At 43.5% G+C, this 26,848-nt stretch carries 22 protein-coding genes and 1 tRNA gene; 5 read left to right on the top strand and 18 right to left on the bottom strand.

Annotated features, from left to right (window positions below; translation table 11 throughout):
* Positions 1-33: 33 nt before the first annotated feature.
* From B9N89_RS15610 to B9N89_RS15670, 13 genes are all read right to left on the bottom strand, one after another.
* Positions 34-1,467, bottom strand: coding sequence for a sigma-54-dependent transcriptional regulator (locus B9N89_RS15610; RefSeq protein ID WP_132320075.1), 1,434 nt, complete (start codon positions 1,465-1,467; stop codon positions 34-36).
* Positions 1,439-3,169 carry a sensor histidine kinase gene (locus B9N89_RS15615; RefSeq protein ID WP_132320073.1) on the bottom strand — a complete coding sequence of 577 codons (1,731 nt, stop codon included), beginning with the start codon at positions 3,167-3,169 and terminating at the stop codon, positions 1,439-1,441. Before B9N89_RS15615 ends, B9N89_RS15610 begins: the two co-directional genes overlap by 29 nt.
* The gene (locus B9N89_RS15620; protein ID WP_132320071.1) at positions 3,156-3,794 is read right to left on the bottom strand and encodes a TfuA-like protein; all 639 of its coding nucleotides are present in this window, start codon (positions 3,792-3,794) and stop codon (positions 3,156-3,158) included. The genes B9N89_RS15615 and B9N89_RS15620 overlap by 14 nt, the downstream gene beginning before the upstream one ends.
* The gene (locus B9N89_RS15625; protein WP_132320069.1) at positions 3,763-5,100 is read right to left on the bottom strand and encodes a periplasmic substrate-binding domain-containing protein; all 1,338 of its coding nucleotides are present in this window, start codon (positions 5,098-5,100) and stop codon (positions 3,763-3,765) included. The genes B9N89_RS15620 and B9N89_RS15625 overlap by 32 nt, the downstream gene beginning before the upstream one ends.
* A gap of 83 nt (positions 5,101-5,183) precedes the next feature.
* Complete coding sequence (locus B9N89_RS15630) at positions 5,184-6,362, bottom strand: YcaO-like family protein (RefSeq protein WP_327355325.1); 1,179 nt, start codon at positions 6,360-6,362, stop codon at positions 5,184-5,186.
* The gene (locus B9N89_RS15635; RefSeq protein ID WP_132320065.1) at positions 6,350-6,985 is read right to left on the bottom strand and encodes a class I SAM-dependent methyltransferase; all 636 of its coding nucleotides are present in this window, start codon (positions 6,983-6,985) and stop codon (positions 6,350-6,352) included. The genes B9N89_RS15630 and B9N89_RS15635 overlap by 13 nt, the downstream gene beginning before the upstream one ends.
* A 3-nt stretch (positions 6,986-6,988) precedes the next feature.
* Entirely contained in the window at positions 6,989-7,204 is a 216-nt protein-coding gene (locus B9N89_RS15640) for a hypothetical protein (RefSeq protein ID WP_132320063.1), read from the bottom strand.
* A 449-nt stretch (positions 7,205-7,653) separates the two neighbouring features.
* Positions 7,654-10,200: a response regulator gene (locus B9N89_RS15645; protein WP_132320061.1), complete on the bottom strand. Its 2,547-nt coding sequence runs from the start codon at positions 10,198-10,200 to the stop codon at positions 7,654-7,656.
* Positions 10,167-11,570, bottom strand: a complete 1,404-nt coding sequence (locus B9N89_RS15650) for a periplasmic substrate-binding domain-containing protein (protein WP_132320059.1) — start codon at positions 11,568-11,570, stop codon at positions 10,167-10,169. The genes B9N89_RS15645 and B9N89_RS15650 overlap by 34 nt, the downstream gene beginning before the upstream one ends.
* 233 nt (positions 11,571-11,803) lie before the next feature.
* Positions 11,804-13,018, bottom strand: coding sequence for a cupin domain-containing protein (locus B9N89_RS15655; protein WP_132320057.1), 1,215 nt, complete (start codon positions 13,016-13,018; stop codon positions 11,804-11,806).
* A 469-nt stretch (positions 13,019-13,487) separates the two neighbouring features.
* Positions 13,488-15,710 carry a hypothetical protein gene (locus B9N89_RS15660; protein WP_234996118.1) on the bottom strand — a complete coding sequence of 741 codons (2,223 nt, stop codon included), beginning with the start codon at positions 15,708-15,710 and terminating at the stop codon, positions 13,488-13,490.
* 83 nt (positions 15,711-15,793) lie between these two features.
* Positions 15,794-16,087: a hypothetical protein gene (locus B9N89_RS15665; RefSeq protein ID WP_132320053.1), complete on the bottom strand. Its 294-nt coding sequence runs from the start codon at positions 16,085-16,087 to the stop codon at positions 15,794-15,796.
* Between the two features lie 349 nt (positions 16,088-16,436).
* Positions 16,437-16,512, bottom strand: a tRNA-Ala gene (locus B9N89_RS15670).
* Between the two features lie 170 nt (positions 16,513-16,682).
* On the opposite strand from B9N89_RS15670, the gene B9N89_RS15675 reads away from it, so the two are divergent.
* Positions 16,683-18,272: a hypothetical protein gene (locus B9N89_RS15675; RefSeq protein ID WP_132320051.1), complete on the top strand. Its 1,590-nt coding sequence runs from the start codon at positions 16,683-16,685 to the stop codon at positions 18,270-18,272.
* On the opposite strand, the gene B9N89_RS15680 is transcribed toward B9N89_RS15675, so the two are convergent.
* Positions 18,273-18,614: a hypothetical protein gene (locus B9N89_RS15680; RefSeq protein ID WP_132320049.1), complete on the bottom strand. Its 342-nt coding sequence runs from the start codon at positions 18,612-18,614 to the stop codon at positions 18,273-18,275.
* Positions 18,615-18,738: 124 nt separating this feature from the next.
* The gene (locus tag B9N89_RS15685; RefSeq protein WP_132320047.1) at positions 18,739-18,975 is read right to left on the bottom strand and encodes a hypothetical protein; all 237 of its coding nucleotides are present in this window, start codon (positions 18,973-18,975) and stop codon (positions 18,739-18,741) included.
* A gap of 78 nt (positions 18,976-19,053) precedes the next feature.
* On the opposite strand from B9N89_RS15685, the gene B9N89_RS15690 reads away from it, so the two are divergent.
* Positions 19,054-20,892 (top strand): hypothetical protein, encoded by a 1,839-nt coding sequence (locus B9N89_RS15690; protein WP_132320045.1) that lies wholly within the window; start codon positions 19,054-19,056, stop codon positions 20,890-20,892.
* A gap of 8 nt (positions 20,893-20,900) precedes the next feature.
* Positions 20,901-21,422 carry a hypoxanthine phosphoribosyltransferase gene (hpt, locus tag B9N89_RS15695; protein ID WP_132320043.1) on the top strand — a complete coding sequence of 174 codons (522 nt, stop codon included), beginning with the start codon at positions 20,901-20,903 and terminating at the stop codon, positions 21,420-21,422.
* Here hpt and B9N89_RS15700 read toward each other — a convergent pair.
* A complete protein-coding gene (locus tag B9N89_RS15700; RefSeq protein WP_132320041.1) occupies positions 21,412-21,915 on the bottom strand; it encodes a hypothetical protein in 504 nt (167 codons plus the stop codon). The two genes, hpt and B9N89_RS15700, sit on opposite strands and share 11 nt — an antisense overlap.
* Positions 21,916-22,308: 393 nt before the next feature.
* Here B9N89_RS15700 and B9N89_RS15705 point away from each other — a divergent pair, with 393 nt between their 5' ends.
* Positions 22,309-22,512: a hypothetical protein gene (locus B9N89_RS15705; RefSeq protein ID WP_132320039.1), complete on the top strand. Its 204-nt coding sequence runs from the start codon at positions 22,309-22,311 to the stop codon at positions 22,510-22,512.
* A gap of 144 nt (positions 22,513-22,656) precedes the next feature.
* Positions 22,657-22,908: a hypothetical protein gene (locus B9N89_RS15710; protein ID WP_132320037.1), complete on the top strand. Its 252-nt coding sequence runs from the start codon at positions 22,657-22,659 to the stop codon at positions 22,906-22,908.
* A 26-nt stretch (positions 22,909-22,934) separates the two neighbouring features.
* On the opposite strand, the gene B9N89_RS15715 is transcribed toward B9N89_RS15710, so the two are convergent.
* Positions 22,935-23,573: a LuxR C-terminal-related transcriptional regulator gene (locus B9N89_RS15715; RefSeq protein WP_159455408.1), complete on the bottom strand. Its 639-nt coding sequence runs from the start codon at positions 23,571-23,573 to the stop codon at positions 22,935-22,937.
* Positions 23,574-24,070: 497 nt separating this feature from the next.
* The gene (locus B9N89_RS15720) at positions 24,071-26,707 is read right to left on the bottom strand and encodes a DNA topoisomerase (RefSeq protein WP_132320033.1); all 2,637 of its coding nucleotides are present in this window, start codon (positions 26,705-26,707) and stop codon (positions 24,071-24,073) included.
* Positions 26,708-26,848 lie beyond the last annotated feature (141 nt).

Below are 26,848 nucleotides of genomic sequence, written 5' to 3' on the forward strand. Positions count from 1 at the left end.
TAGAACTTCGCTATGAACTAAGGAGGTGGAGAATTACGACTCCAAATTTTTATTGACCAAGCTGTATTTCTTTATCTTTAGATCAAGACTGCTACGACTTATGTTCACTGCTTTGACAGCATCTGTTACGGTTCTATGGCGAGATAGAAGAGATCTTAGGTAGTGTTTCTCAAAGAGATTCATACTTTCCTTATAATCGACATCTTCGTTAAGAGTGCGAAGAATATCCACATCTGAATGACCCCCTCTTAAATCACTCTTCGAAGGATCTAGCATTGAGCGAAATAAAGGAAGTAAGCTAGCTTGAATTTCAGAACCATTCATCAAACACTGCATTTCTAGAGATCGCAGTACATTAAAAAGCTGCCTAATATTCCCTTGCCAGTAGAATTCGGAACACTTTTCAATGATTTTTATTACTTCAGTACCTTTTACTTCTATCCTATTTTTGGCAAAATATAGTGGAACAAGCAGATTTAGGTCTGAAATCCTATCTCTTAACGGGCGAAGCTCTATATCAACGCCCGTAATCCTTGAGCGCAGGTCCATTAGGAATTTGCCTTCTTCAACAAGTACGTCGAGATCACGGGACGAAGCAACTACCACTTGAAACCTTGAGTACAGTTCTTTCGTATCGCCAAACCGTTGATAGGTTCCGTCATTCAAGACCCGCAAAAGTCTAGCTTGACACTCTTCATCCAGCCTGTGCACCTCATCAAGGAAAAGTATTCCACCATCTGCCTCACCAATATAGCCGACGGTTGTTTCAGAAGCACCAGTAAATGAACCTTTTTTATGTCCAAATAGTAATGAGAGTGCGGCAGTATCTTTCAAATTCGCGCAATTAACTGCTACGAACGGAATATTACCCTCAACCTCAACACGCCGCTTATGGATCAGTTTAGCTACTTCTTCCTTTCCCGTTCCCGTTTCACCATAGATCACTACAGGAATATCCCTTACTCGAGCAACTCCTCGAACCGCTGTTCTCACTTTATCAGGAAGCACTAAACCATCTTCGCATTTCAGATTGAGGTTTTTCGGAAAAGTTATTCGATTTGATTCTTTGAATCTATCAATAAGCCTATTCTGTTCTGCTGACTCGATAGCAATTTGAATTTCCGCAGAATTAATGATTGGCTTCTTCAGAAAGCATCGTGCCCCTAAGGAAAATGCTTGATTGTAGGTTTCAATTTTAGGGTCGGCACTCATAACTAGTACCAAGACCTCGGGATGATGCTTTTTAGCAAATTCAATTATATTAAAGCCTTCGTAAGTATTTTGGCTCTGAGATTGCTTAAGGTGTATATCCGTCAGTAGTATATTAATTGATTCCAGATTCAGTATCTCTTCTGCCTCTCTGATATTAGTTGCCAGATAGACTTGATAGATCTCAGAAACTAAGTCCCTATACCTTTCAATCTGATCAATAGCATCTTCAACTATTAGTATGGACTTCTTTCTCACGGTCCTCTCCCTGCAGAACTCTTGTCAATATTGACTCAGCTTTTTCAGCACTGTTTATGATTATTCGCACCCCTTCCGGGCATTCGCTTAGCAGGAAGGCCGGGTCGTCAGTATAGATTATTTGGCAATATGGCATTGCGTCTATAGACGTAGAAATCGTGATACCAAAACGCTGTGAGAGCGACTCAACAACTTTCTCTTGGGTTGACAGATCTTCCAAAGATAACAAGATATGGGAAATAGATTCACAATTTCCACCAACTGCGGAATCATTCTTGGCCCTGATTCGGTCAAGCTTACGGGCCGGTTTTATTCTCACATCTTCCAAAGTCATCTGAAACACTGATAGATTTCCTTCTCTGTAGTATTCAACTGCTCCTCCATGCCCCCGAGCAACATGATTTACGAATGCAAGTCCTAGACCAGTTCCACTTTCCTTGCCAAATGTCGTACCTTCAGTAAAGAGACTTGACTCGATTGGCGCGGGAACGCCAGGCCCATCGTCCCTGACCTTAATCACGAGAGCCTGATTTTTTAAGGACCAAGATAGCACCACTTTTGATTCTGCAGCTTCAATAGCATTGAAGAGTAAGTTTGAAATAGCCCTTTCAACCTTGACTAAGTCAATATGAATATCTACTAAATCCGGTGTGTTCGCTACAAATTCTACAGAATGACCTTCAGCATAGCTTTGAACACTGGATAGAATACCATCCAGTAAAAGATCATGGCTCGATGGCCTCACTTGTGAATCTAAATCAGCCCTCTTTATAGAGTCCGCCATGGATAAAATTCGATTAAGGGCCTTTACTAGATTTTCTTTCTCTTCAGAAAAGTCTCTTTCCGAGCCATAGGCTACTTTTTGAAAGACAGTTAATGGTCCTTTGAAGTCATGGGCAAGCATTTGCGTAGCTTGAGCAATAGCGACCTTCTTTTTTGAAGCGAGAATCCGTCCTGAAAGCTTCTTGATATCAACACTCAAAACGCTTATTTTCTCCAGAAAGCTGTCAATTTCTGTAATTCCAGTTGTTTTTCCCTGGATCAGATCTGCGATATCATTTAGATCCTTTAGTCTGTTTATTTTCCTACTAAGATCTGAAACAATCCCGATACGCCGAAGCATCCCCGTTTCAAGAAAACTTATGCTGAAAAGGATTCCCAAGAATACTACTAAGAAAATAGTAGCCGAGCGTACTAGAAGTGGTGTCATTTTCGCAACTGGACTAACGACTCCACGGACTTCTATCAATGCTTGGTCAACACGCATAAAGACAACAAAGTTCAAATGTAAGCTATGCTCATGAAACCGATAGTTAAAGCAACTATCCTTGTCTGAATCACAAGGACTAAAAGTCTTTTCGTAGGAGTAACCGTCCCTTTTCAAAGATCCAATTTTCAATCTGTGGACATCATAAACTTCTAGGTAGCGATATTCTTCATCTGAGAATATGCTTCTAAGGCTTCTATTTACTCTAATATAGTCGAAGGTTTGAAAAGATTGTCGTTCTAGATTTATAAAACTTTTTACTTTATTTCTCACACCTTGTCGGTAGCTATAATCAAGGTACCAAAGATCGACAAATGAGACTAGGAGCATTCCTATAGCAACAACCGCTACTAAAGGCCTGATCAGACTTTTACGGATATAGTCTTTGAGATACACTAATATACACCGTCCTAGTGGGCTTTTATAGCACTTCAACCATCGAATCTATTCCAAGCTTCTTAATGGCAATCATTGCATCCGATTTTTTTCTGGTTCCTGCTTTAAGATTATCGCCTAGCATTTCTTGATCAGCGCCTACTTTTCGCATCGCTGTCCTTAGCATATCTAGGTCTCTTTCTGTATAATGTCTTTCACTCACCACGCTAACTAGTTCACTATATTGTCTAAAGTCTATTAGCTTTCGATATTTCAACGTTCTCAGCGCATATATGACATCGACTAAAGCAAAGGTGATCGGTTGAAAGTTCCTTGGATCAACCAACTGTGCCACAATCTCATCGTCAACTATTATTTGCCGCCTAATCCATCGATATATGTGTCCAAAGCCCTTCATTCCAAGCGATTGGGCCTCGACCGCTCTCAGAGCACCCATAGACGATGCCCCTGCTATCGACACACCTATGCCGATCAAACGCCTAATCTCGGTAAGGTCAACAGCCTCCTTCTGGTGGAAAAAACCATCAATGATCAGTATCCGATCGTTACATTTAAATCTAGATTCTCGGAGACACCCTCTGGCAATGGGGGGATGCACAACTATATCGTCCGAGCTAGACGCGATCTGGATACTAGTGCCGGAGTAGATATGCGTCTTTGACATCAAGTTTCTCGATTTCTAAGTCAAGAGGAGAGTTTATATTCAGTTCTCCTCTAATATAGTTTGAGTTGAAAAAAATCTTCTTCATAACCCCATATTCTATTGGAGCCATGATCAAATTGTTCACTAAATAACTATCTAGTTCTTTTGAAGCATCAACCATTCTCCTATAGTTAGCGCTATAGATTGGTTCCAAGAACCTTGTTATCTGTTTTTGGTGCTCGCTACTGGAATCGGACTTAAAAAAAAAGTTTAACTGGCTATCTGGTTTGAACACCGAAACCAAGTCTCTCGTCGATTGAACTGATGGTAAGAACCTCCCCATGAACAATTTGAGCTTGTTTTCTTGGTTTAGTTGAAGAAATCTTTTAAGTGAAACACGATTTGCCTTACACTCTACCCCTACTTTTTTAGCTTGTTTGCATAAAATTGATGCTACTTCATCAAAGTCTTTTAAGTAATAGTCAATTTCCAGATTGGTCGGATTGATAGACTTGCCATCAGTATTAAGCTTTAGTTTTGGATTGTGTCCCGCTAAACCGAGAGGAATAAAGCCACCAAGGTCATATTTCAGATCCTTTTCAATTTGCCCAAACAACTTCAAAACAGATCTTCTTCTTCTAATATCGCCATAAATACTATCTAAGTTAAATCCTATGAACCGAATCTCAGGAATAAAGTAACTCAAAGAAGCATCAAATTCATTCTTTGACGAAGGTGTTCCTATTGATAGAAATGTTCCCTTCTGAGATTTATCAGAGATACAAAACACTTTTGGGCCAACAATATTTCTGTCTTTTGCACGAAACCTAAATATGTTCTTGTCGATCGATTCGATGAAATAAGGGCCACTACCAGCTATACCAAGATCATCTTCAACACATAAAGATGCGTGAAGGCCGGATAAATCATCCAATATCGAAAAGTATGGCTCAGTAAAACTAAGTTTTACTTTGAACTTAGAAAGTATTTCGACACCTTGGACCTCATTTGAAGCATTGCTCAGAAATTCACCTGAACCGATAATTTTCTTGAATCCATGTACTACACCAGCTTTCAAGACTGTCTCAATCATTCGCTTAACATGGGCAGCTGTAACTAGTTCATTTTTTCTGACAAGCCTATCGCCCCTAAGCCAAATCACAAGACTTGTCCCTGTCTTGTCAAACTTCCACTTGAGAGCAGCTTCGCTGGTAAATGCTCCATCTGCAGCTTTTTTAACTAGCCTCTCACACACCTGATTAACCATTATATGGCTTGCCAAATCAACCATCTTTCCACTATTGAATTCAGAGGGCATTTCATCCACATGCAGAGTAGGGCAATATTGTATCCCATTAGAAAAAGCTTGGCTTGAAAGCAGGAAGAGGAAAAATATTTGCCGAAAACACCTCATCCTATAGACCCCTTCAAATAGTTGAAAACTGATTGGCCAAACCGATGCCGACATAATCCGAACTGCTCAGCACCCTCTATAATTGATCGGGTGACATAGGTTCCATTCTCACTTGGATAGGTATAGTAGAGATATCTTCCTAAGGATTTATCATTTTTTCTGACAGTTTCCAGAATCAAATTAATTGCTGATAGGCTTGATATGGCAGTTAAACTAATAATGTCATCAAAGTCTCTCTGCTCCTTGCTATCAGACGAATACCAAAAGCTAAACACCCGAGAATCTCCTATTGCTGAGTGTTTCTCATTCAGGTCTTCTCTGGAACCAGATACCGAGACGGCCCTAGACTGAAGCGCTTCTGAGATTGCTGATTCGAGAGCAGTCTTTTTATCTAGATGACATGCGACACCGCTATTGAAACTTCTCATACCATCGAGAGTGGGCTCTACAAAAACAGAGTAGAAACACGGTATTCCAAGCTCCGTAGATATGTCATTAATTTCCACCTGGACTCCCTGTTCCTGGAGAGATAAAAGTTCATCTTTAAGCTCAGCAGATATCTGACTTTTGTAGTTTCTTACACTAAACGCTCTCTTCCTAAGAAGCGCCCACGTGTGAGCATGACGTTCAACAACCTCTAATAACCCATACATTAGGGACTCATAGAAGCTTAGACCAGTGGCAAGACCGTTACTTGTAGCGCTGAATATGCCAGGATGAAAGTACAGTGAAGCAATGGGAGCGTAAACCCACGTGTCGGTATCAAAGTCCTTTACAGGAATCCACTCGACCGCTTTGTCCTCACAAAAACCTACTTGGCCTAAGCTTCCTACTGGGACATGATCCATCTTACTATCAACCATCTTCCGCGACGAAAGCACAATACTTTGACATCGCACTCTCTCCGCAACCGCTATCTCATATGCTTCAAACAGAAGGCTGGCTAAAGCCAGCTCTGTGGTTAGACCTTTCCCTGAACATGTCGATATATCAATGGTTGAATGAGGCCTGTACCCTTGGAAAACGGGCATTAGTTGGTTGGCAAGTTTGTTGATACTAGATATTCTAGATAGGCCAGCTCTTTTTTTTAGAGCCATACCAATTTTTACAGATTCCTCAGCACTTTTTGATCTAAATCTATTGCCTGAGTCAGGATCGGAAACTACATCGCTAATTTTTTTTTTGCAGTCAACTTGATGATACTTCCTCTGCCCTCAGCGATTGGCCCAACGTCATCAGACTCAATTTCAAACCCTACTGCAAGCAACTCGGCTCTCAAATCATCTGGATTCCAAAGATAAAATGGAATAGGTTTGAGATGGTCAATCTTCATAAATTCTGGATGAATTGCATGGATGACGGTATTTGCTTCTCCTATCGCGGTAGCAAACATCATCTTACTATTTGGTTTAAGAACACGATAAGCTTCGCTTATCGCTTTCTTTCCATTCTCATGATCGATGTGAAGAATCGAAAACAAGAACATCAACGCATCAAATGAGTTATCATCAAAGGGAAGACTGTTAATAGAGTTATGGAATGTCTTCGACGCATTGACTCTCTTTTGATAGCTCTCCAGAACCTTTCTAGAAACATCCACCCCCGAAAAGTAAAGTCGATCCCCATGCTTCTCTGCTTCATCACCCGGGCCACAACCTAGATCGGCGATGGAGGCTCCCTCGGGCAAATCAGCAAGAAAGTCATCGATAAATTGTCCGATGAAATTGACTGAGGCACACTCGTTCTGCGAGTACAGTTCACTAACCAAGTCATAATATTCTGGGATCGTAATACTCATGACTTACCGTGCCCTCAATTCTGCTATTGGCGATTTTACATCTTGCCAAAACCCCTTAAGCAGTAAATCTAGATAGTCAACTTCTCCATGGTCTTCGATTATTGTAGGAGGAAGTTGGTCGGATGGACTATCTTGACTTACTCCAGTGCTCGCTTGTGCACCACCTACAAAAACGAAACTTGAAAGCGTAACGGCTTTAAAACAGTAACTTACTTTCATATTAACCCCCTTACCCTGCCTTTTTATTGCCCTTCGGCACATCAGAAACGATATCTTCGAGTTAACGTAAAAATTGCGGTGAAGCAAGTTTATTTTTCAGTCAAAAATACTCTTATCGTTTAGATTCGCTTGGATTTTCAGGGTAATAGCTAAGGACTCTCTCATTGGTACTGAGGTTCTTCTATGTTTAGGAATCATCATAAGCTCCTCAATTGAAAATCCCGCTTCGATTATGCTTTGGGCTACAGCTGGTACCAGCTTTATAGTGAAGTGAGTTTTGACAAAGTTTCGAATGATCAGTCTATATACAAGCGTCTTTGTAGCTGTTGACAATTTTTAGAATATGTATTTGTTCTTCTTCTAAAAAGAGGAATTGCTTCTCCTGATACTCTCATTTGTTGCTTCCAAGCTGTTTGCATGAATCTCACTATCATTGATGTCACTTTCACTCACTGACAGCGGCGCTCCCCATCTCTAAGTGCTTGAGCCATCTGATCTAAACTTAGAATAGGCTTGGGAACAAAATGATCCATCCCACTAAACTCCGATATCGAACTGTCTGTAGACATCCCTACGACCACCATGTAGCTATGCCTTTTCTTAGCAAAAGACATCAATTTTAGACCATCGGAGGGATCATCAAAATCTGTTGTCAGATGGATGTCTGAGAGCAGATAGTCATAATTGTTAAGCTCCATCAGCTTGACTGCTTCTTCATAAGTAGCAGCACTGTCGCAAGCCATGAGATCTGATCCGATACCTTGATACAGTTCACGTTGTAGATCTATATCTTCGACGATCAAGAGCCTTCGTGACTTGAGTGTACTTTTATACTGGTTTAGGCACATTTGTTGGGTTTCCTGTTGCTGCCGGTTCTTACCTAACCTAAGCGTGTTAAGCTTTGCCATTGCATCACTAGGATTCTTGGGAAGCACTCCTGAAAACAACTCAAGCTCCTCAGCTTCAAGGTGATCTTTGCCACTGCATAGATAGATGTCCCCGCTAAAACCTAGCTGTCTAACATGGTTTGCAACATCTATACCTGTCTTGAAATCATCGAGATAATAGTCAGTTACAACTGCATCGACATCTTCAAAGAAGTCTGGTTTCCCTGATTTCATGAAGAACGTCCTAAAATTCATGAAGACTTCAATTGGCGCGGTATCGAAAAGAAGCTTCCAAGAGCTTGCTATAGTCTGGTTATCCTCAACCAAGACAACTTTTCCTCTAATATTGGACTTGCTTTCCGCTGCGGTTTCACCATCATTAAGCCCTACTGTGGAAGCTAGAATCTTTAGCAAATGAAGTCTGGACATCGGCTTGGGAAGGAAAAGGTCTGCTCCAGCTTCCATCGCCAGTGAAGAGTATTCTAGCGCACCACGATTTGAATGAACGCATATCCTACTATCGGGTTGTTCATTTCGAATCAAACGAACGGCATCCAAGCCATTCATCGTACCTCTGCCTAGATCCACATCGATTATGACCACATCGATGTTATTGCTAACATCAATCAGAAATTGCTCTGCCGATTGATGTTCCTGTACGTTTATCTTCGCTGCTAGCCTAGTATTGCATGCCAGATTACTCTTTAGGTGACCTCGATAGACGGCCTCATCATCGATGATCGCTAAGCTGATTTCTCGGCCTATTTCTTTTAAGAGGCTTCCCTCCAAAGATTTTTCTTCGGCTTGCGAGCTTCTAGCCTCCGGAGAAATAGTGGAACAAGCTGTAACGTCGGCTCTCAACACAGATTCTTCGTAGTACTCCTGGCTAGAAGATAGTATCTTTACCCTGCTCCCGTCACGATCACCCGATACAGGCAAGGTGATAAAGAATTCAGTCCCTTTTGCAAGCGAAGAGTCGCACCAGATTTTCCCACCATGAGCCTCTACGATTTTTTTAGCAATAGCAAGACCAAGCCCAGTCCCTCCCTGCTTCCCTTTGGTGAAGAATGCGTCGAATAGTTGCTTTCTGTCACTCTCAGGAATATATGAATTCGAGTTTCCAAGACAAATTTCGATCCAATCGTCACTTTCTTTCGTGATGATCCATAGCCTACCGCTATGACCCATATGCTCAATCGCATTGCCTAGAATGTTCGTAAAAACCCGATTCACTTTGAGGGAATCAACTTCCACACAACTGCCATGACTAAACTGGCTTTCAATTTTGAAATCGCTTTGGCTATTGAATCGGAATAGGTTTCTAAGTGTATCTCCAATCATCTCTGGGATAGATTCACTAGAATAACTCAGTTGAGTCACTGATTGGCCAACTTCCATGACATCCTGAATCATGCCGTTTACACTTGTCAAGGCTTGTGAAATATCAGATAAGCCATCATTAAGAATCAACTTTACCTGCTCTGAATCCCTGGCATTCGCTACCATATCAATAAGTGCGCTGACCAAGGAAAATGGTTTTCTCACGTCATGAGCAAGCATCTGAGTGGTCTGAGCGATAGCCCGATTCCGTTGGTTCTGAAGTTCTATGGCTTGCTGGGCTAACGTTTTTTTTCTAGATCTACCATAGAACAAATATTGGATCGCAACGAGGATCGCGAAAAATAGTGACGCCGAATAGAGATTGGTAAATCGCTTCGAATAGAAGCAAAGTGAACCGAGTGCCTTTTTCTCTACCAGCCGAACAGTATAGCAGGTTTCAGACACCAATAGTTTAGACTCTTTCAGAGGCTCAACGACTCGGTAGGTGTCGTTGAAAAAGAAGCTTTCTCCACTAGCCTCGTGTCTATAAACCACAGCAATAAAAACATTCGACTCACCCGTCACCCGCTCAAAATCCGCGATCGCTGGTGTAAAGTAATCCGCAAGCAAATTATTCCTCTGAGATAGAAAAAGGTTTTTTGAATAAATGTTCCGGTGGTACTGCTGAAACCCCTCTGCTGCGAGAAGGACAATGACTGCCTCAAGAAGAATTAACGCCAAAAACGAGATAGGCTTCACTTGCCCATCTCTTTCTTTTTCACTAGCCATAGTGGAGATATTGTTGAGTTTTTGGAAATATCCAAGGCCCAGTCATCTCGATAAATAGCTACCGATGGATAAGACCACAGTGGAATAATAGATGGATTTGTAAATAAAGAGTCGAAGTGAATTTGTCTAAACAACTCCATTCGCTCCCTTTTTGAGAGGGAAAGATAGTTGTCCAAAATATCAAATGATGATTTATTGTCAGCTGCCTTAAATAAGCCGATATCAAAGAAGTGAGCGAACGTGCTAGGACTTTCCGCGTAGCCAGCAGTGACACCCAATTCTATTAGATCGGGGTGCTCAAGAGCATCTTTACCTGGGTCCACATCAATCAGGTGATAGCGTTTATCCTTATCAACCTCTCTCAAGTCATAAGTGCCATTGTGCTTGATAGCTTTCTTAAGGAAGCTAATGATAGATGGATTCACTCCCACAATAGTTTTTCTATTGCGAGATACTGAGGTGCCATTGGCGACTTCCTGCTCTAGAAAATCTATCTGCCTATTACTCAATGAGCCAAAGGCCCCCTTTGCAACAAACTGGTTCACTATCCTTGCGTATCCAAAAAGCTTTCTTTTCTTCGATTTTTTTCTACGTTCTTTAAGTTTTCTCTGAATCTGGTTTTGGATATCAAGGCTAACTTTCCTCCTCACCTTCGGAGACATTTGGTTGAATCCCTTCTTAGTAAAGACCATACCTGCCACGGACATTTCGTTTGTAGTAAAAACTTCCGAAGGCTGGCTTTCTATTGCTTTCGCAAAGAAAGAGTTGTCATACCAAATATTCGATAGAGGAAGGAAATCCAGATTACCCTTAACGAATTCAAGATAGCTTTTAGGCGTATTTTTTCCGTCAATACTAATATAATCATCTGCCATAATAACAATAGTACTTGCAGACTTATCTCTATTCCAATGACCACTATTGGCTTTGAGAAGGATATGTCCGCTACTGCTCTTTCCAGCATGTCGATAGGGTCCCGTAGTCTTTGAATAGTCCTGAATATTGAGATTTTTCGGGTCAACTGAGATCCTAGGCACAATGGCTAGCTGAGAATTCCTCAACAGGGCTGGAATACCAGGCAGTTTTCTTGGAAATGTCAATGATATTGATCTTTGCGAATAGTTGATGCCATCGCACTTTTCATCGACCGATTGAAGCCTTTCCTTGCCACAAAGATATCGAGCTAAGGTTTTAGAGATCGTGCTATCCGACTTGACAAAGACTCTCTTGAAAGAAAAAGCAACATCGCCTCCAGAAACACGACCGACAACCCAAGGAAGATCTCTAATTTGGATTTCCAGTGTATTATTCTTCTGCCACTGATAACTTTCCGCAATTCCTCCCGCCAGGCTGATATTTTGACGATCCATATTGGATTCGAAAAGATTTGAATAAAGAGCGGACGTTATGATCCTATCCGACATTTTCCCGGAGTTAATGGGATCGAAGCGGGTTATATCATGGGCTCTAAAAATAGCGGTACGAAGAGTCACTTCATTCGATTTTTCTGAATAAGCATGTGATGCTAGCCAAGCTATCAAAAAACAAAAGATATAAGATACTTTTCTCCCCACCATTTCTTGTCCTATTTGTTCAAACACTCTTACAACTCATCAGGGGCTTTAATTGATGTGCTCCCACCATCCGAGAACGTTGTGTCAGCTCGGGGCGTAGATAATTTTTTAATGAGACTACCCACCCCAGAACTTGGACGAGTCTCAAGGTCCGTCGCCAGATCTAGATTTATAGCCGCTCTAAGAACTTCATTCTTACTGGCCCCATCTGTTTTCCTAGCAGAAAGACCACCTTTTCTTTTCGTCAACAACTTTTCGATTTTGCCATTTAATTGAGGCGCATAAGTCGACCTGTTCACAGAACTCTCAAAATTCACCTGAGTCTCATCTTCAAATTCCCTCAAAATTTCGTCTCGTAACTCGACATCGAAGCAAAGTAGAGTACACATGTATTTCTCTTCAGCACTCAACCGCGGGAAAATCTCTTTGATTTTCAGAGCACTCTCATGATCATCCCTTAGCTTCTCAAATAGGGACCTTAGTGCCTCGGAACGTTGTTCGACCTCATGCTCCAGATAGCTCATAAAACTTTGAACCGAGTTGCTGCCATCAATATATCTTGTGAGATACATCAGTAGTTCTTGATCCGAATTCGAACGAAAGAATGAATCCAGGTAGCCCTTATTTGAATCAGATCTACTCAGATTGGAAAGAAAAGATACCCTTGAAACGGGAGCTAAGAGATCTCTTGGATATACGATCCCACTGCCGGTACAGACAAATTGAAAGTCACGATTTTTCCGCATTATTATAAGGACCACTGTAGGTGAATCCATATGAAAGATGCTATGTACATAGTCATTGGTGATCTGCCGTGAATCACCTTTTCCGTAGCGCTGAACAGCAGTCAACTCTAATTTTGCTTGGGAGAAGCTCGCAATGAGAGGTTTACCCTTGGAAACACTGAACTCAAGGTCCAAACTACTCCCCGACAGAACTTGAAATGCCCCTTCAAACTCATGGTTGTGTATTTCAGTTCTATCAGCAGGCCAGCAAGCGAGCACCACATGGAAGCCTCGTCCTTGATGAAGAGCTATTCCTGGACTAGCGAACGTCAACAGATTCTTTTGCGCTATATTCTGTGAAGTTAAAAAGTCATATATATCATCAGTTGTCAGTTGGGTTGCTATGTCAAGATTTTCAAGCGCTTCATGGGATATTTTCGCAAAGTTGGTCTCAAGCTCAACATCAGAAAAGGCATCGATGTAGTCTTTTAATGCCTCAGTCCGGCTTAAAAGTCTCAAATTTACTCCGTTGTATGTCTTATCAACAATCCAATCAGGTCACCCACCTAAAAACACATGGCCACTCGTAAGAGTCTGAGTCGATAGATGTCCCCAAGGAAGATGGAATTGCCTTCCTTTGCCCTATTTTCTTCATGGTGAGTAACTTTTAATACCATCAGGGGCAAGCATAAACTTCTGGTGAACGACCGTTCGTAAGTCTTAGATGAGATGGTCCCGGTGGTTGCAATTCAACTTTGATGCCAGATTTTTTGACTTGTTAGGTCGCTGATATAACGCTTTTATTTTGAGGTGAAATCCTAGCCTAGCTGGATCTTTCATGAAAAACAGGAAATGCTTCCTGATTTTGAGGAAGCCATTTTTCCTGGGGCGAATGTCGTACCTTGACTCCTACCAACCCACTTAGAACCCCGACAGATGTTGGAGTGACCATTACTTGAATTTAATCCATCTGATCGAATCGCTCCATCTAGCTCATACGCTTAAGCAGATCCTGATATTTTTTTTCCTTTTCTTTTCTAAGTGAGAACATAGCTGGAGTCTTCCGAAGAATAAGCCTATATGGCCTTCCAACCCTTTCAGTCTCATGGGTCAACGGTAAATCGAGCGAATCTATGGTTTGGTGTATATGCCCTCTGTTGTATTTATTCAGCGGCCATACTTTTTTCTGGGTAATTGGGGATCTTAGGAACTTATTCAACTCTGTGCAAAGTTCACAATCACATGGAAGCATGTCATCAATTTTCCAATTGCTAGGGCCAAGATCATCTTTCAAAAAGGTCTTTATTTCAGCTTCAGCCAAGCTTTTGATCTGACGGTATTGTTCGAAGTCTTCGAAAAAATCGCAAAGATCGCTCGATGAAAGAAGTTCAAATAGGTAGATTGACTGAAACACATGGATCTCTTTAACCATCTGATCCAAAAGCCCCACTGCAAATTGCTTCCTTTCAATAAATGTTAGTACTTCTGCTAAAGACTTAAGATTCAGTTGTATCTCTTTCGTGAATTGGAGACGACTTTCTTTACTATAGAAACGATATCCCGAATTTGAAATATTTGACTCGAACTCACCTATCCACTTGTTAAGTACAAAGTCTGAGAACTCCGGTGCCTTTATCCACATGCTCTTGATCATTGTTGATAAAACTGAGGGGATAAGACGACTCCTATCATCTATTTTTAGATTCGACAGACTCGTGGCGATCTTACTGTCACCATACTGAATAATCAGCTCCTCGATACCTTCTACTCCAAGGTTTAGAATTTGTCGCAAACTCAAATGTTTGCACAAAGCTGCAAAAAATTCATACTTTTTTATCGCCAAGAGAAAATCTAAAAGGATCGGTTCCTCGACATCCTGTAAACCGTAATCACTTCCTAGGTATGCTAATACCGAAGGAAATAGATGAGACGATTTTTCAAAATCATGCTTCAAAAGCCGGCAATATTCAGAGAGTCCGCAATTAAGATCGATAGACATCTTCGCAATTATCGAATGGTTTTTCTCCCACAGAACGATCGCCGACCTGTTATACCAACGATCAATAGTATTCCCATAGTTACCCATGAACCCTTCATATTCACTCTTTTCGGGCACAAGAGAGCTATTATCTAAGGTCGAGAAGATAAACTCATCACGAATATATTTTTCTCCATAGTCTAACTTCTTGCCACATTGATCAATCCACCCTGAAAGGCTTGTCTCGCTGTTGACTAAGTCGTCGATTTCAACACCCTCCTCCGAATCTTCCTCTAAATCATCGACATAGTCATAGTACCGAGGAGATCTGGACTCATAAGCAGACCAGGTTTCATGGGATTCAGCCAGAGTAAGAAATATTTCTAAATCTAATTCTTTAGCAGCTTGCTTAAACTCTTTAGCAACAGTTCTATCGGCCCCCTTAAGGTTTTCCCAAGCTAAACTTCTAGGTGTGTATTGATGATTTAGTAGGAAGACAAACCATTTTGGAGTTTTTCTGTAATTCGAAGGAACTGCATGTTGTGCAGAAAAATAGCTATCCAATGATTTCGCAAGACCGCCACTTACCCGCTCTGATTTCTGCTCCTTACCATGTTCTAATATAAGATTAAATGTGAGAGCGAGCCGATAACCATAGCTAAGCTTATTAATCTTGTGTTGGCAGTCAGCATAAAAAGCCACATACTGGAGGGATGGTTCACGGCCATACTTCGAGTAGTTACACGACCCAAGGCTTTCAGTATGGCCTTGGTAGTCAATAACAAGTTCACCTCCACGATAAGTCGTCGGCAATATGATCGATAGGGTAGCTATCATCCCATCTTCTTTTTCTGAATCTTGATGAAAGTCAAAGAAGCAGGATTTTTCATATATCAGCAAATTATGAAGTTCAGCTCTCAAGTCACCATCCGAGGGGATAAGAAGATCCTTCTTTATTCTTTCTAAGGAGCTTTCTATCTGCTCTTCAAACTCCCTTCCAAGGCTAATACAAGACTTCTCTATTTCATAAGACTTGCGAATATTCTGATCATATAGAGTCTTATCCTTAAAACCGAATTGCGATGGCTGGGCTATTTTTATTAGCTCTCGTATCATTTTTGGCTGAAGAGGAGTCGATATTGTACCGAAGCCTTGAACCGTAACCTCAAGGCAATCAGCGCTAGATTCGAAAGATGTACAGAAGTTTCTGGCTGTAAATCTAGTCTTGATCATTTCTTTTATTGATGATTCTAGAGATGCCATAAGCTACCCTCGCTAATGTGATCTTATTGATTTCAATCTACTGCAAAAACCTCCTAAACCCATGTAGGCCTTATCACCCTAGGATCCGGTAAACTGACCTCTGGATGGCGTTCTAAGATTAGCTGCTCTTTTGTCTCATCCGTTAAATCATCAACAGCAACTTCGAGGGCTTTTTTGTCCGATGCAAACAGATCCTCATAGACACTACTTGAACCATCTTCGTACACGATTTCACAACTCCAAGCCTTTTCTTTAACTAGGCGATAGATCATGATCGCATCAACATCTGTATTCAACACTAGCTTACAGTGATGAGAATAAACCAATACTTCGTCATTCGTTGTCATAGAAACCTCATTTATTAATCACATACCGTCCAATCTTCCAACCTCTGACAGATAACCTCAAAGGTCCCTTACCACCTGGGCTCAATTTATCTAGTATTCGAAGTTTTCCATCTGGATGACAATCTAGCAGATTCCTTACTACAAATGCCAAGGTTTCTCATCAAGACCGGAACTTTCGCTCCAGTCAGCTTGGGATAGTTTTCTTGTTCTTGTGTTGCAAAAGTTAGGGACGCAGAAATCTTTTACTTGAAAGCAGCAAAAAGCCCACTTCGAAGAAATGAAAAAAGCCTTTGCTAGCGACAACTAACAAAGGCTTTTTTTCTATCGTTTAACCACCCTAGGTGCTTGATGGTGGAGGTAAGCGGAGTCGAACCGCTGACCCTCAGAATGCAAATCTGATGCTCTACCAACTGAGCTATACCCCCATCGGGTGGACATTCTTAATGCCTCAGGCACCATCTCATTGCAAGTTTTTTTTTCAAATTTTTGATTTTTTTCGTGAATTGCCAAATACTGCCTAGAGTATCCCGCTTAAAAGCATGTCATAATTATCATATAGCTTCGAAGCATTGTTCATCACTACTAGGAGACTTCGATGAGATACCTGAGAACCCACATTTTTTTGTGCATCATTGCAATCCTCGGGATTCGTTGCGGGGGCAAGGGCGGCTCTGGAGGCTCGGGCGCTCCTAGCTATGGTCCTATCGAAACTAGCCTACGCATAACCGCTAGCAACAATAACATTCCCTACCGGCTTCTTCTTGCTGTGGCGCTGAAGGAATCAAACCTATCACCCCAGCCCGCAACAACCCTTTACAATGCAGACAGCGTTCTCGGTATGTCCGTGGGTGAAACCGCCTTCGGCCTGTCCTTTGAAACTTTGGAATTATCTGTAGTCCCAGAAAATATGACCCTCGAACCGCAAATTGAAGCCTATGGTCGCTGGCTCCGCAAAGCCTTGGATCAAAAGCAACTTGGTTTGGATGAAACAGTCGCCAACCCGGATGAGCTATACGACTGGGTCTGGCAAATGGCTCAGCTTCATCGCAATGGTCAGGAAAATCGCAAGAACGTGCAGATCGTCTTTGCTCTGGAAATGATCGACATGCTTAATCGAGGAGCGACGTGGCAGGATCTCGAAAGCGGCGAGATCATCACGTTGCTGCCTGAACCCAACCCGATTGCTGTTGATCGAGCCTTTTCATCGCAGATTCAAAAGAACCTTCAGCTTGATACCCAAAAAAGCGAGATTTTTTCTGTCGACTACATGCAGCTCACCTATTCGCAAACCGTCGATCAGCAAAATCTACCTGAAAATATCCGTGTGATTCACTGTCCTTTCACACTTTCTGCCTGCCTTGAAATTCAGCATCGTGAGACAGAAAAACCTGAAGCTAGGCTTCAGGCTCACTATGTGATTCCCCCTGATCAGTCGATCGTTCCCAACCCACTTAAAATTCAGCAGCATCGCGTGCCAGTCTTGCTAACCGATACCCGAGGTCAAACCGAGTCCATTCAAAATGCAGTTGTCATCATGCTCGTTGGCGATAGCGGCCGCTACGTAGAGGGAGTTCGGCAGAAAAGCAACCCCCAGTGGGTCAGCAACTACCAACTTCAAACCTTGGGTAAGATCGTTCCGGGTATCTGTGATTTGATGAAGCAAGACAATCCCAATGTGAACGCTTCTAGTTGCCGCACCCCAGGAATTCCAGGTGGTGTGCAGTTTCAAAACCAAGGGCCAAGCGAGACCTACCGCTGGGGAGACATACCCGATTACGATAAAAATATTTTCTGGACCTACGTCATCGACCAAGATCAGTTAGGAGGCATCGCTGAGTTCAACTTTGTCCAGGCCAACAGGATCTACCAGGCAGGAAGCCCTATCAACTTTAACCTTAAGTTCATTCGTGGTGCCACCAAAGTTTCTTTGGAGTATATGGAGCGCTGCGAAAACAATAAGGTCGTCTGGACGACTCTACAAACCCACTTCATCCGCGATACTGACGACCTTTCCATCCAAACCATGCTTTATGCCCGAGGGCCCAATGGCAATGGTCAGCACTTTTTAAGAGCCCTGGTCTATGGGGAAAGTGGCAAGCTACAAGGCTGGAAGGTCGAAGAGCTGTTCTTGCAGAATTATGACGAGAACAACATTGTTTTCGCAGATCTGGATCAGTGCACCTAGTTAAGGCCATCTGAGGTAGCGGTTATTCTCAGGGAAGTCGAGAGGATCCACTCCATTACGTTTCGCAATCTTCTGCTCCAACTTGAGGTCGTAGTAATCAATAAAGGTGCTACGACCATCGTCATTGGTCACCTGCAAAACATTGGGATGACGCTGGTTGATGTGTTTTACGGTAAATTCATCACCAGTTTCAAAGTCATCATTCTTGCCTCGGGTCAGCGAAACCTTATCTTTCGGTAACATATCATGGAGCTTTGGAGGCGGAACCCGGCGGATCGTCTTGCGCTCACCATCTTTGTAATAGGTGACTTTGTAAGGTTTGCGGTTAAACTGGATCGCCATCAAGCGTCTCCCACAGGGTTTGCTCAAGCATCGGATAGATTAAGGTAAGCCTTTAAAAAAGGATTACCTTTCACAGTTAATTCCAACTGTTGCAAACTTGGGAAGAAGCTTTAAAATGGGGTTATTAAATGATTTCGCGGCCAGCGATGTAGCCAGTGCTGCGGGTATTGCAACCACAAGTTCGGTTACCAGCTGACTCAAAAAGAGTGCCACAGGCGATGCAAGTGCGGACCTTTACACGAATGGGCGATAGACCAGCAAGGCGTCTAGCATGATTTTTCAACTCAATGTCTTTGAGTACAGAAGGAGGAAGTCGTTTAACCTTATTGGATTTAAATTCCTTCTCGATTTCTTGAGACATAGGCAAAAGCCCCTATATTGTTTCTTAATTCGAACAAAGGCGAGAAAACCTCTGCCACGATCTCAAAAAAGTGAGATCTTGTCAACAAAATTTTACAAAAACTTAAAAAACGATTGGTCTCTAGCTATGCTTCGTTTTGGACTATCAGCAATTTTCCTATTGATTTCAGGATGTATAACCGAAAATAGCCAGGAGATGCAGGCCCTCCCGCCCCCCCAGTTACAGACTTGGAGTTACATTCCCGAGGAACCTGACGCCTCATCCTACCACGCTGAGCCGATTACACCACAACTTGCTAAAAAATTCCCTCACTTAGGCCACTATATCGGTCACTGGCTGCTGGCAAATCCTAGCCTTCACCTGGTAAGTAGCGGTGTTCCACCCTTGAAAAACTCTTTAAAATATCAGGACTTGATCCTTGAGAGTTTCCTTTGGTCTGATCAAGGCTGGCAGGTCCAGTCTTCCCTTAGCAAGATCAGATTGCGGCACCATGACCCCAAAAAAAACTGGCAGCTATCGGGCATCCAAGCCTTAACCCGCGACAAGCATAAGGCCTTGCGCTACGAGCTTAGTAGCGAAAAGGACATCCTTATCATCATACTTGCAGTTCATGACAAGCTTCATATTGCCAGCCTCAAAACCATCACTAATGGAACACTATCTGCGCCGGTTTTCTCGTTTGACAATCAGTTCGCTGAGTCTCATGCAAAGGAAAACCAACTGTCTTTTCGAGATGGCTTTCAAAGCCTTGATTTAATTATTCCAACAGCAATTAACATCAATAAGAAGCCTCTGAGCACCGAGCTTGCCTTCGTTGATCGTGGGATTCAGGGAACCAACACAATACCTTTGGTCTTCAACCGATCGGGCAGGCAGGCCCTACCCTTTATTCACAGTCGCTACAATCAATGCCTTCCGGAAAGTCCAGAACAGGGGTTCTTGGACTGCCTCTTGATCGTTCCCCCAGACCAAGTAGATCTTAGAATCGAATCCAGTGGTGACCATACGACAATACACCTAGGCAACAGTCCAGAGGCTAGTATTACTAGCTTGCCAATCGTGGATCAAACCCGCCTTATTATCCCCAAGACTTCGAGCCAACCTATCTTCGCTGGCATCGACCAAGAAGACCTGAAACCCGTTAAAGCGGATGGCCTTACGATACGTCTCCAACGAATTCAACCAATTCCTAAAAGCCAAGACCAAGCCACCCAACAGCCTGAGACCCAGGCCGAAATAGCTAGTGCACACTGGGTCGACCCACAACATGGCTTGGCTTTTCGCATCTTTCAAAGCCAGCCCGTGGATGAATTTGCAAGCCAATGGCAAGCGTTTCAAAGCCAGAATCGAGGTCCGGCAGCCTTGCTTCTTCCAAGGTTTCTCAGGCAATATCACCCCAAGGCCCGTTTAAGGCTTGAATGCAGTGACGAAGGGCGGAATGAATTCGAACTTTTGCTACTGACACGGGCCGCAGGTATCGATGAAATCGATCTTAGAACTTGCAAAAGCCCAGTACGGCGCGAGACTTTTATCAGACTATGGGAACAACTCCACGGTATTTCCAAAGATGCCCATATCAGATTACTACCAGCGCAAGATCTGAAGCTCATTCTATCCCAATCAGAAAGCACTCCCAATTCGCTGGCAATCGAAAGACAAAGCCCATTTGTGATCGCGAGATTGAACTGGATGAGTCAAGCCACAAACGACACCGAAGAGTTCATCGTACGGGTGATTGACGAGAGCGCTGAAGTAGTTTATTCCAATACTGTTTCGGGGTCGAAAAGCTCGGCAGAAAACCATGTTACGGCAAAATTTCAACCCCGCCGCCAGAGCACTTGGCATCGCTTGGAAGTTTTGTCGAGATCTGGCCCATCCTATAAGAGAGTACTGACCACCCCTTTTCTGAAAATTTAGGAGTTAAGATGGAAAATCTCAATACCAAGGTTCTGTTTTCGAAAGACCAGCTTCAAGCCCGCATCGAGGAGCTAGGCAAGCAAATCTCTCAGGACTACGGGAATGAGCCCATTGTCGTGATTGGGGTTTTAAAAGGCTCCTTTATTTTCATGGCCGACTTGATTCGATCCATTAACAGCCCTTTAGAAATAGACTTTATTGGCGTCTCAAGTTACGAAGGCACCAGCTCCACAGGCCATGTCCGGATCACGAACGATCTCAAAATGGACATTGCTGGTCGAAACATTCTGTTGGTGGAAGATATCATCGACACCGGGCTAACCATTGACTACTTGATTAACCTATTCAAGGTAAGCAACCCGAAATCCCTCAAAGTCTGCTCGCTCCTAAGCAAGCCAGAAGCCCACCAAATGACTCATACGATCGATTATGTTGGCTTCGAAATAAGCCGCGAGTTTGTGATTGGTTACGGGCTCGACTTAGACGAACGTTATCGCGAGATTCCAGAAATTCTTCAGGTTATCGAATAGCCATTGCAGTGAGCTGCAAATCCGACCAGTCAATCACCATAGGGTGTCCGCTGAGACACCGAATTTGCCAATAATCGTCATAATATAGCCCATGGTCCCAGAGTTTCTTGGCAAGGTCTTCAAGCAGCATATCTAGATCCTGTCGAGAGCCAGCAAAAGGCTCTCCACAATAGGGTGAAACGTAGTAGCATAGATCGTCTAGCTGCCCCCACTCCAACGGAGGAATCAGGGGGTGATCACATTGCCGGAGGCGCTCCATCGCCTGGAACCATCGCTGAAGCTCTGCCCCGGTTACAAACTTTCGATGCGCAAGACTCAGAACGTAATCGAAGTCCTCTGTCCTGAAAAGCCGGCTTGAGAAATGGCGACCTCGGCCTAACTCGCGAAGCTTATGGGAATCACGAACTGCTTGGCTCACGCGGCTGGGGTCGTAGTAGCGATGAAAGTTCTTCTGAATGGCAGCATGAGCACCTTGCAATTGAAAAAAATCCATGTCCCAACTTCCTCCGTACTATCATCTAAACCCCTGTTATCCCAAGGATATCACGAACCATGACCCCGGTACTAGAGGGGGTCCAATCACCCATTTGGTCCTAAGCCCCTAGATTTAAAGTTTTTTATAACAGCTATGAAAATCCTTGGCTTTTTTTCGATCTTCATTTGAATTTGCCAAGTTCCTAGACATTTGTTATGGCTACTAACAGCTCATGTCTTGGGAGTTCCCAAGATGCCCATGCTAAGTAGCCAATAAGACAACTGATCAAAGGCCAAATTACTGGCTACCCCTAGGCATCTGTGGCACAGGACTTGCTTTAATTTTCATGTGGGATAATTCCCTGCTGAAACTAGAGCTGTTTACGCAACCTGAAAAGTCTTGGAGGTCGTTATGCAAACTGAAAATGAAAACAAGGTGGTCTCTATCTTCGACCGCCCAAAGAAGGCTGAGAAGCCCACTGCTAAAACTAAAGAAGATGAAAGCTATGACTTTGAAACGATCATGAAAAAGAATGCTGAGAATTCTGGTCGTCAACAAAAAGAACGATCTAAAGCCAACCGTGGCGTGATTCGCTCTTACCGACTAAAACACTAAAGTCCCGATAGTCCCTCCGACTGTCGTTAGACCTTTTCAATCTGGAAGTTTACTGTACCGTTACCTGTTATTTGTTGCTCTTTGTACTTTGTTGTTACCTGCTGTTGCCTGTTGTACCTGTTGCTGTTGTTGGAGTTGTGTTGTATGGACCAGAATGTTGTAGACTTTAATGCATTTCGTAAGAAAAAAGAAAACGAAAAAGAAATTGGAAGAGGCCGCCTACCTTTACATGTAAGCCATTTAGATGGAAAGGTTACTGGTAGTCCTCACTTCAAGAGACCTCAAACTGAAGATTTTGGAGATCGGATGCAACGCATCAAGTCAAGTCTCGAAAAAATCAATCAGTTGATGGCCGACTTGAAGAAGAACTCGAAATCTCAAGACTTCCGCGATTGAAACGAGAAGGCCTCACGGCCTTCTTTTTAAGCTTCTACAAAACCATTTCGAATCGCATAACGTGCGAGTTCAATCTGAGATCTCATACTCAACTTATTCATGATGTTAGCTTTGTGCCGATCGACGGTTTTCACACTGATATGCAGATCGCGAGCAATCTCTTTTGCCGTCATTGCCTGCGCTACGCAGCATAAAACATCAACCTCTCGTGGGCTCAGAGGATGCTCCATTCGGTTGTTTACACCCTCTCGCTGCTTAGTCACCATAGTGCGAGAATCCTGATTCGCCGGGAAGAAGACATTCCCCCCTTGCACTTCTTTGATACTGTCTACAAGTGTCTGAACATCGTCGAAAGAAGATACCAAACCTTTGGCTCCAACTCGTTCGGCTTGGCGACGATGCTCGGGTAGTGGTAGCGAGCTGGTGAGAATGATTTTTAACCCTGGTTTACTTTCCTTCGCATCGTTTGCGATCTGAAAGATCGAACCGAGGATTTGAAGATCCAACATCAGAATGTCTGGTTGTAGCCTCTGAACTAGCTCCCTGACATTGAAAGATGAAGGCCCAGATGACACTACGTTCACATCTTCCGCTCGGTCTAAAATTGCCGTTAGACCTTCGCGAATTACCGGCAGATCGTTAAGAATTAGTATTGATGTCGTCATAACTCGCCACTCGCATGTAATTGTTAAACAATAATCCCTCGTCCAAATTCCGCCTAAAAAATCCACTGCCCTGAGCCAAGCCCTACTTAAAAAGGCGTAACGAATCACGACTATGGATTTTTTAACCAGAATCCTGTCAAAACAATATTGTGTTAATATTCTGAGCTTTGCGGTACGATCAAATCTTGCAGTGATGGCAGAACACAAAAGTCCCATGGAGTATGACCGCCATGAGAACGCCATTTAGCACGATGAGATCAACAAAGAACTCAAGCCTACTAACAATTGGTACAAAGTACTAACCAATAGCTTGCATCTGAATGAAGTGATTGTAAACTGTTTGCATGGTTAATTTTTGTTAACCCCTTTTAACGACTGGAGGGGGCGCGGATAGGTGGGTGACCGTCATAGCTTTTACTCGCAAAATAACGGCACTAAAGGAACAGTCTAACAATTCTTAACTATTTAGCCAAGCCCTGCCTGAGCAGGGCTCAGTTCTATGATTCGCTGGCCTCAGACTTCTTAACTTTCTTCTTCGATGGCTTGCTAGTCTTGTCGTCTGCAGTTTTTGCTTCGCTGGATTGCGACTCTTCGCTTTGAGTAGCTTCTTCATCTTCTTTTTTCTTCTTGCTCGCCCTTGGTGGGAACTCGAAGCGGAAGCTATCACCACCTTTTTCCATGACCAGCTTCGCAGCAAATTTTCGCCCTCGTTTGGAGACAAACCCAGCCATCACAGGGGTCTCGCCATCTTTTAGATAGGCTTCAACCTCCTCTCGCTTGATCTCTCTCTTGCAGAGCATTCGCGGGAACTTAAAGCCACAGCCGGTACTCTCTTCCCCTTCTTTGGCCTCAGCCTTGTGCTTACAGACAAAGTCGTGAGGGGTTTCAACAACCAAGCAGCCTTCGTCCATAGCGTTCGGACATGGAGCGATGGGTTCGGGATTAACTTCAAAGGTTTCGTCTGGCCCCGGAATAGCATCAGAGGTGGTTTTCCGAGTCACTGTCCCATTTTCAATGGTCAGAATACCCTTATACTCCTTGCCACTGGCGTTTTTGAAGCCATCTAACTCGCCGGTTTCGCCTTTTTCAAGGAGATCCCGCACCACCTGACGATTGATGTAGCGACCATTGTTATCTTTCCAAACTAGAAAGTCGCAGTTCTTTTTGCCGACCCGCTTGGTACTTTCTGTGCAACCGTAGAACCAAGCCTTCTCGAAAACATCTTTTTGGCACTTAGGGCACTTGCCGACTGGATCTTCGTCCTTATATATCTCGTCCCAATCAAAGTCTCGGGTGGCAACAACTACATCTTCTGCATAATTAGCAATTTCAGACATAAAGCCATCGCCAGTCCTGACGCCTTTCTCAACATCGTTGAGGAATAGCTCTAGCTCGGCAGTAAGTTTAGCTGAAGTCAAGCGACTGGCATGAATCCGATCGAGCACATCGATCAAGCGAATGCCCTTTGGAGTAGGTCTTAGTTTCGCATCGACATACTCTCGATTCTTTAAGTTCTCGATAATATCCGCTCGGGTCGCTGCCGTACCTAAGCCTTCAGCGCTATTGAGAGCTTCTGCAAGCTCGGCGTCTTCAACCTGCCGGCCGGCATTTTCCATCAACGACAAAAGCCCTGCTTCAGAAATCCGGCTCGGCGGCTTTGTAGCAAACTCTTCCGATTCGCTGTTAAGATTGTTAACTTTAACGTTGTCTGACTTATCTTGTCCCTCAACCAGCGGTGGGAAGCTTTCCTCAGGGCCACCTGCTTTCTTGCCAAACACAGCCTCCCATCCAGGCTCTTTAAGAACCTTCGGTGGTTTGCTCCGAAACGAATAGCCCTTCACCTCGGTAATACGCTCAACATCTTCATAAATCGCTGGCGGGTAGAACGCTGCCATAAATTGGCGTGACACTAGATCGTATAGTTTGCCGTCATCTCCCTCCAGATCGTTTTTTAACTCTCCAGTAGGGATGATGGCAAAGTGATCGGTGACCTTTGCATCATCAAAAATCTTATCGTCGTTGAGCAAGCCCTTATCAAGAAGGGTTTGTGCATGAGGCCCATAGTTCTGATCGTCAGAGAAGATCTTTAGGACCTTGTCTACCTCCTCTCGGTAATCATTCGGGAGATGCTTTGAACTTGTTCTCGGATAAGTAAGAACCTTATGAGTTTCATAGCAACGCTGGGCCGCTCGCAACGTGCGCGTCGCAGACCAACCAAAGCGAGTGTTAGCCGCTCTCTGTAAGGATGTAAGGTCAAAGAGTGGCGGTGCTTTCTTTGGTGAAGGCTTGCGAATTTCTCTAGCTAAGCCTTCTTGCCCCGTAACGGCAGCAACTATCTTTTCGGCTTTTTCCTTCTCAAAGATACGGTCTTCTTTTTGATCACGGGTAGCGTTTTTTCGATCAAAATCGGGATCAAACCATGTAGAGTCGTATTCATTTCCAGCCTGAAACTTGGCAGTCACTTTCCAATAAGCAACAGGCACGTGATCTAATACCTCAAGCTCACGTTTGACCAGCAAGGCTAGAGTGGGTGTTTGCACCCGTCCTGCACTCCAGCTCACCCCTCGTTGATTGCGGGATTTAAGTCGCACGGTTAACGCCCGTGTCGCATTCATACCGATCAACCAGTCTGCATTGGCCCGGCATTCAGCGGCCGCAGCGAGTCCATTATATTTCAGACCATCCTCAAGATTTTTAAATCCAGTGAGGATCGCTTGCTTGGTCATGGATTGAAGCCACAGTCGGCGGATTGGCTTTTCCGAGCCCACATGTTTTACAATTTCACGAAAGATCAGCTCACCTTCGCGGGCGGCATCACAAGCATTGATTAAAGTGTCGACATCTTTGCGATTGATCAACCGAGAGATCACCTTTAACCGTGACTCTTGTTTTGGTACCGGCTTGGTTTGAAACTCTTCGGGAATGATCGGCAAGTCTGCCAGTCGCCAGCGCTTATACTGTGGCTTGATATCCTCTGGTGCAAACAAAGTTAGAATATGACCCACCGCATAGGTGCAAACAAACTCGTCGCTCTCGAAGTAATCACCTTTTTTCTTCTCTTCAAAGCCTCCTAAGGCTTTAGTGATGTCGCGTGCGACACTCGGCTTCTCTGTGATAATTAGCGCTTTACCCATTTAAGTTTTCTTGCCTCTCGCTTAGGGGACTTGATGGCTTCGAGATCGCAGTTTCGATCATTAGTTCTTGATTTCATCCATCATAACATAGCCATCCAGACAGCTATGCGCCATAAATGACTGTAATTCCGGCACATTAAC

Source organism: Pseudobacteriovorax antillogorgiicola (genome assembly GCF_900177345.1).
In the GTDB taxonomy this organism is placed as follows: Bacteria; Bdellovibrionota_B; Oligoflexia; order Oligoflexales; family Oligoflexaceae; genus Pseudobacteriovorax; species Pseudobacteriovorax antillogorgiicola.

Excerpts from the sequence above, each read along its gene's own strand:
- B9N89_RS15620 (WP_132320071.1), bottom strand. The coding sequence starts at position 3,794 with ATGTCAAAGACGCATATCTACTCCGGCACTAGTATCCAGATCGCGTCT.
- B9N89_RS15635 (WP_132320065.1), bottom strand. The coding sequence starts at position 6,985 with ATGAGTATTACGATCCCAGAATATTATGACTTGGTTAGTGAACTGTAC.
- B9N89_RS15640 (WP_132320063.1), bottom strand. The coding sequence starts at position 7,204 with ATGAAAGTAAGTTACTGTTTTAAAGCCGTTACGCTTTCAAGTTTCGTT.
- B9N89_RS15645 (WP_132320061.1), bottom strand. The coding sequence starts at position 10,200 with ATGGCTAGTGAAAAAGAAAGAGATGGGCAAGTGAAGCCTATCTCGTTT.
- B9N89_RS15650 (WP_132320059.1), bottom strand. The coding sequence starts at position 11,570 with ATGGATCGTCAAAATATCAGCCTGGCGGGAGGAATTGCGGAAAGTTAT.
- B9N89_RS15660 (WP_234996118.1), bottom strand. The coding sequence starts at position 15,710 with ATGATCAAGACTAGATTTACAGCCAGAAACTTCTGTACATCTTTCGAA.
- B9N89_RS15665 (WP_132320053.1), bottom strand. The coding sequence starts at position 16,087 with ATGACAACGAATGACGAAGTATTGGTTTATTCTCATCACTGTAAGCTA.
- B9N89_RS15675 (WP_132320051.1), top strand. The coding sequence starts at position 16,683 with ATGAGATACCTGAGAACCCACATTTTTTTGTGCATCATTGCAATCCTC.
- B9N89_RS15680 (WP_132320049.1), bottom strand. The coding sequence starts at position 18,614 with ATGGCGATCCAGTTTAACCGCAAACCTTACAAAGTCACCTATTACAAA.
- B9N89_RS15685 (WP_132320047.1), bottom strand. The coding sequence starts at position 18,975 with ATGTCTCAAGAAATCGAGAAGGAATTTAAATCCAATAAGGTTAAACGA.
- hpt (WP_132320043.1), top strand. The coding sequence starts at position 20,901 with ATGGAAAATCTCAATACCAAGGTTCTGTTTTCGAAAGACCAGCTTCAA.
- B9N89_RS15700 (WP_132320041.1), bottom strand. The coding sequence starts at position 21,915 with ATGGATTTTTTTCAATTGCAAGGTGCTCATGCTGCCATTCAGAAGAAC.
- B9N89_RS15705 (WP_132320039.1), top strand. The coding sequence starts at position 22,309 with ATGCAAACTGAAAATGAAAACAAGGTGGTCTCTATCTTCGACCGCCCA.
- B9N89_RS15710 (WP_132320037.1), top strand. The coding sequence starts at position 22,657 with ATGGACCAGAATGTTGTAGACTTTAATGCATTTCGTAAGAAAAAAGAA.
- B9N89_RS15715 (WP_159455408.1), bottom strand. The coding sequence starts at position 23,573 with ATGACGACATCAATACTAATTCTTAACGATCTGCCGGTAATTCGCGAA.
- B9N89_RS15720 (WP_132320033.1), bottom strand. The coding sequence starts at position 26,707 with ATGGGTAAAGCGCTAATTATCACAGAGAAGCCGAGTGTCGCACGCGAC.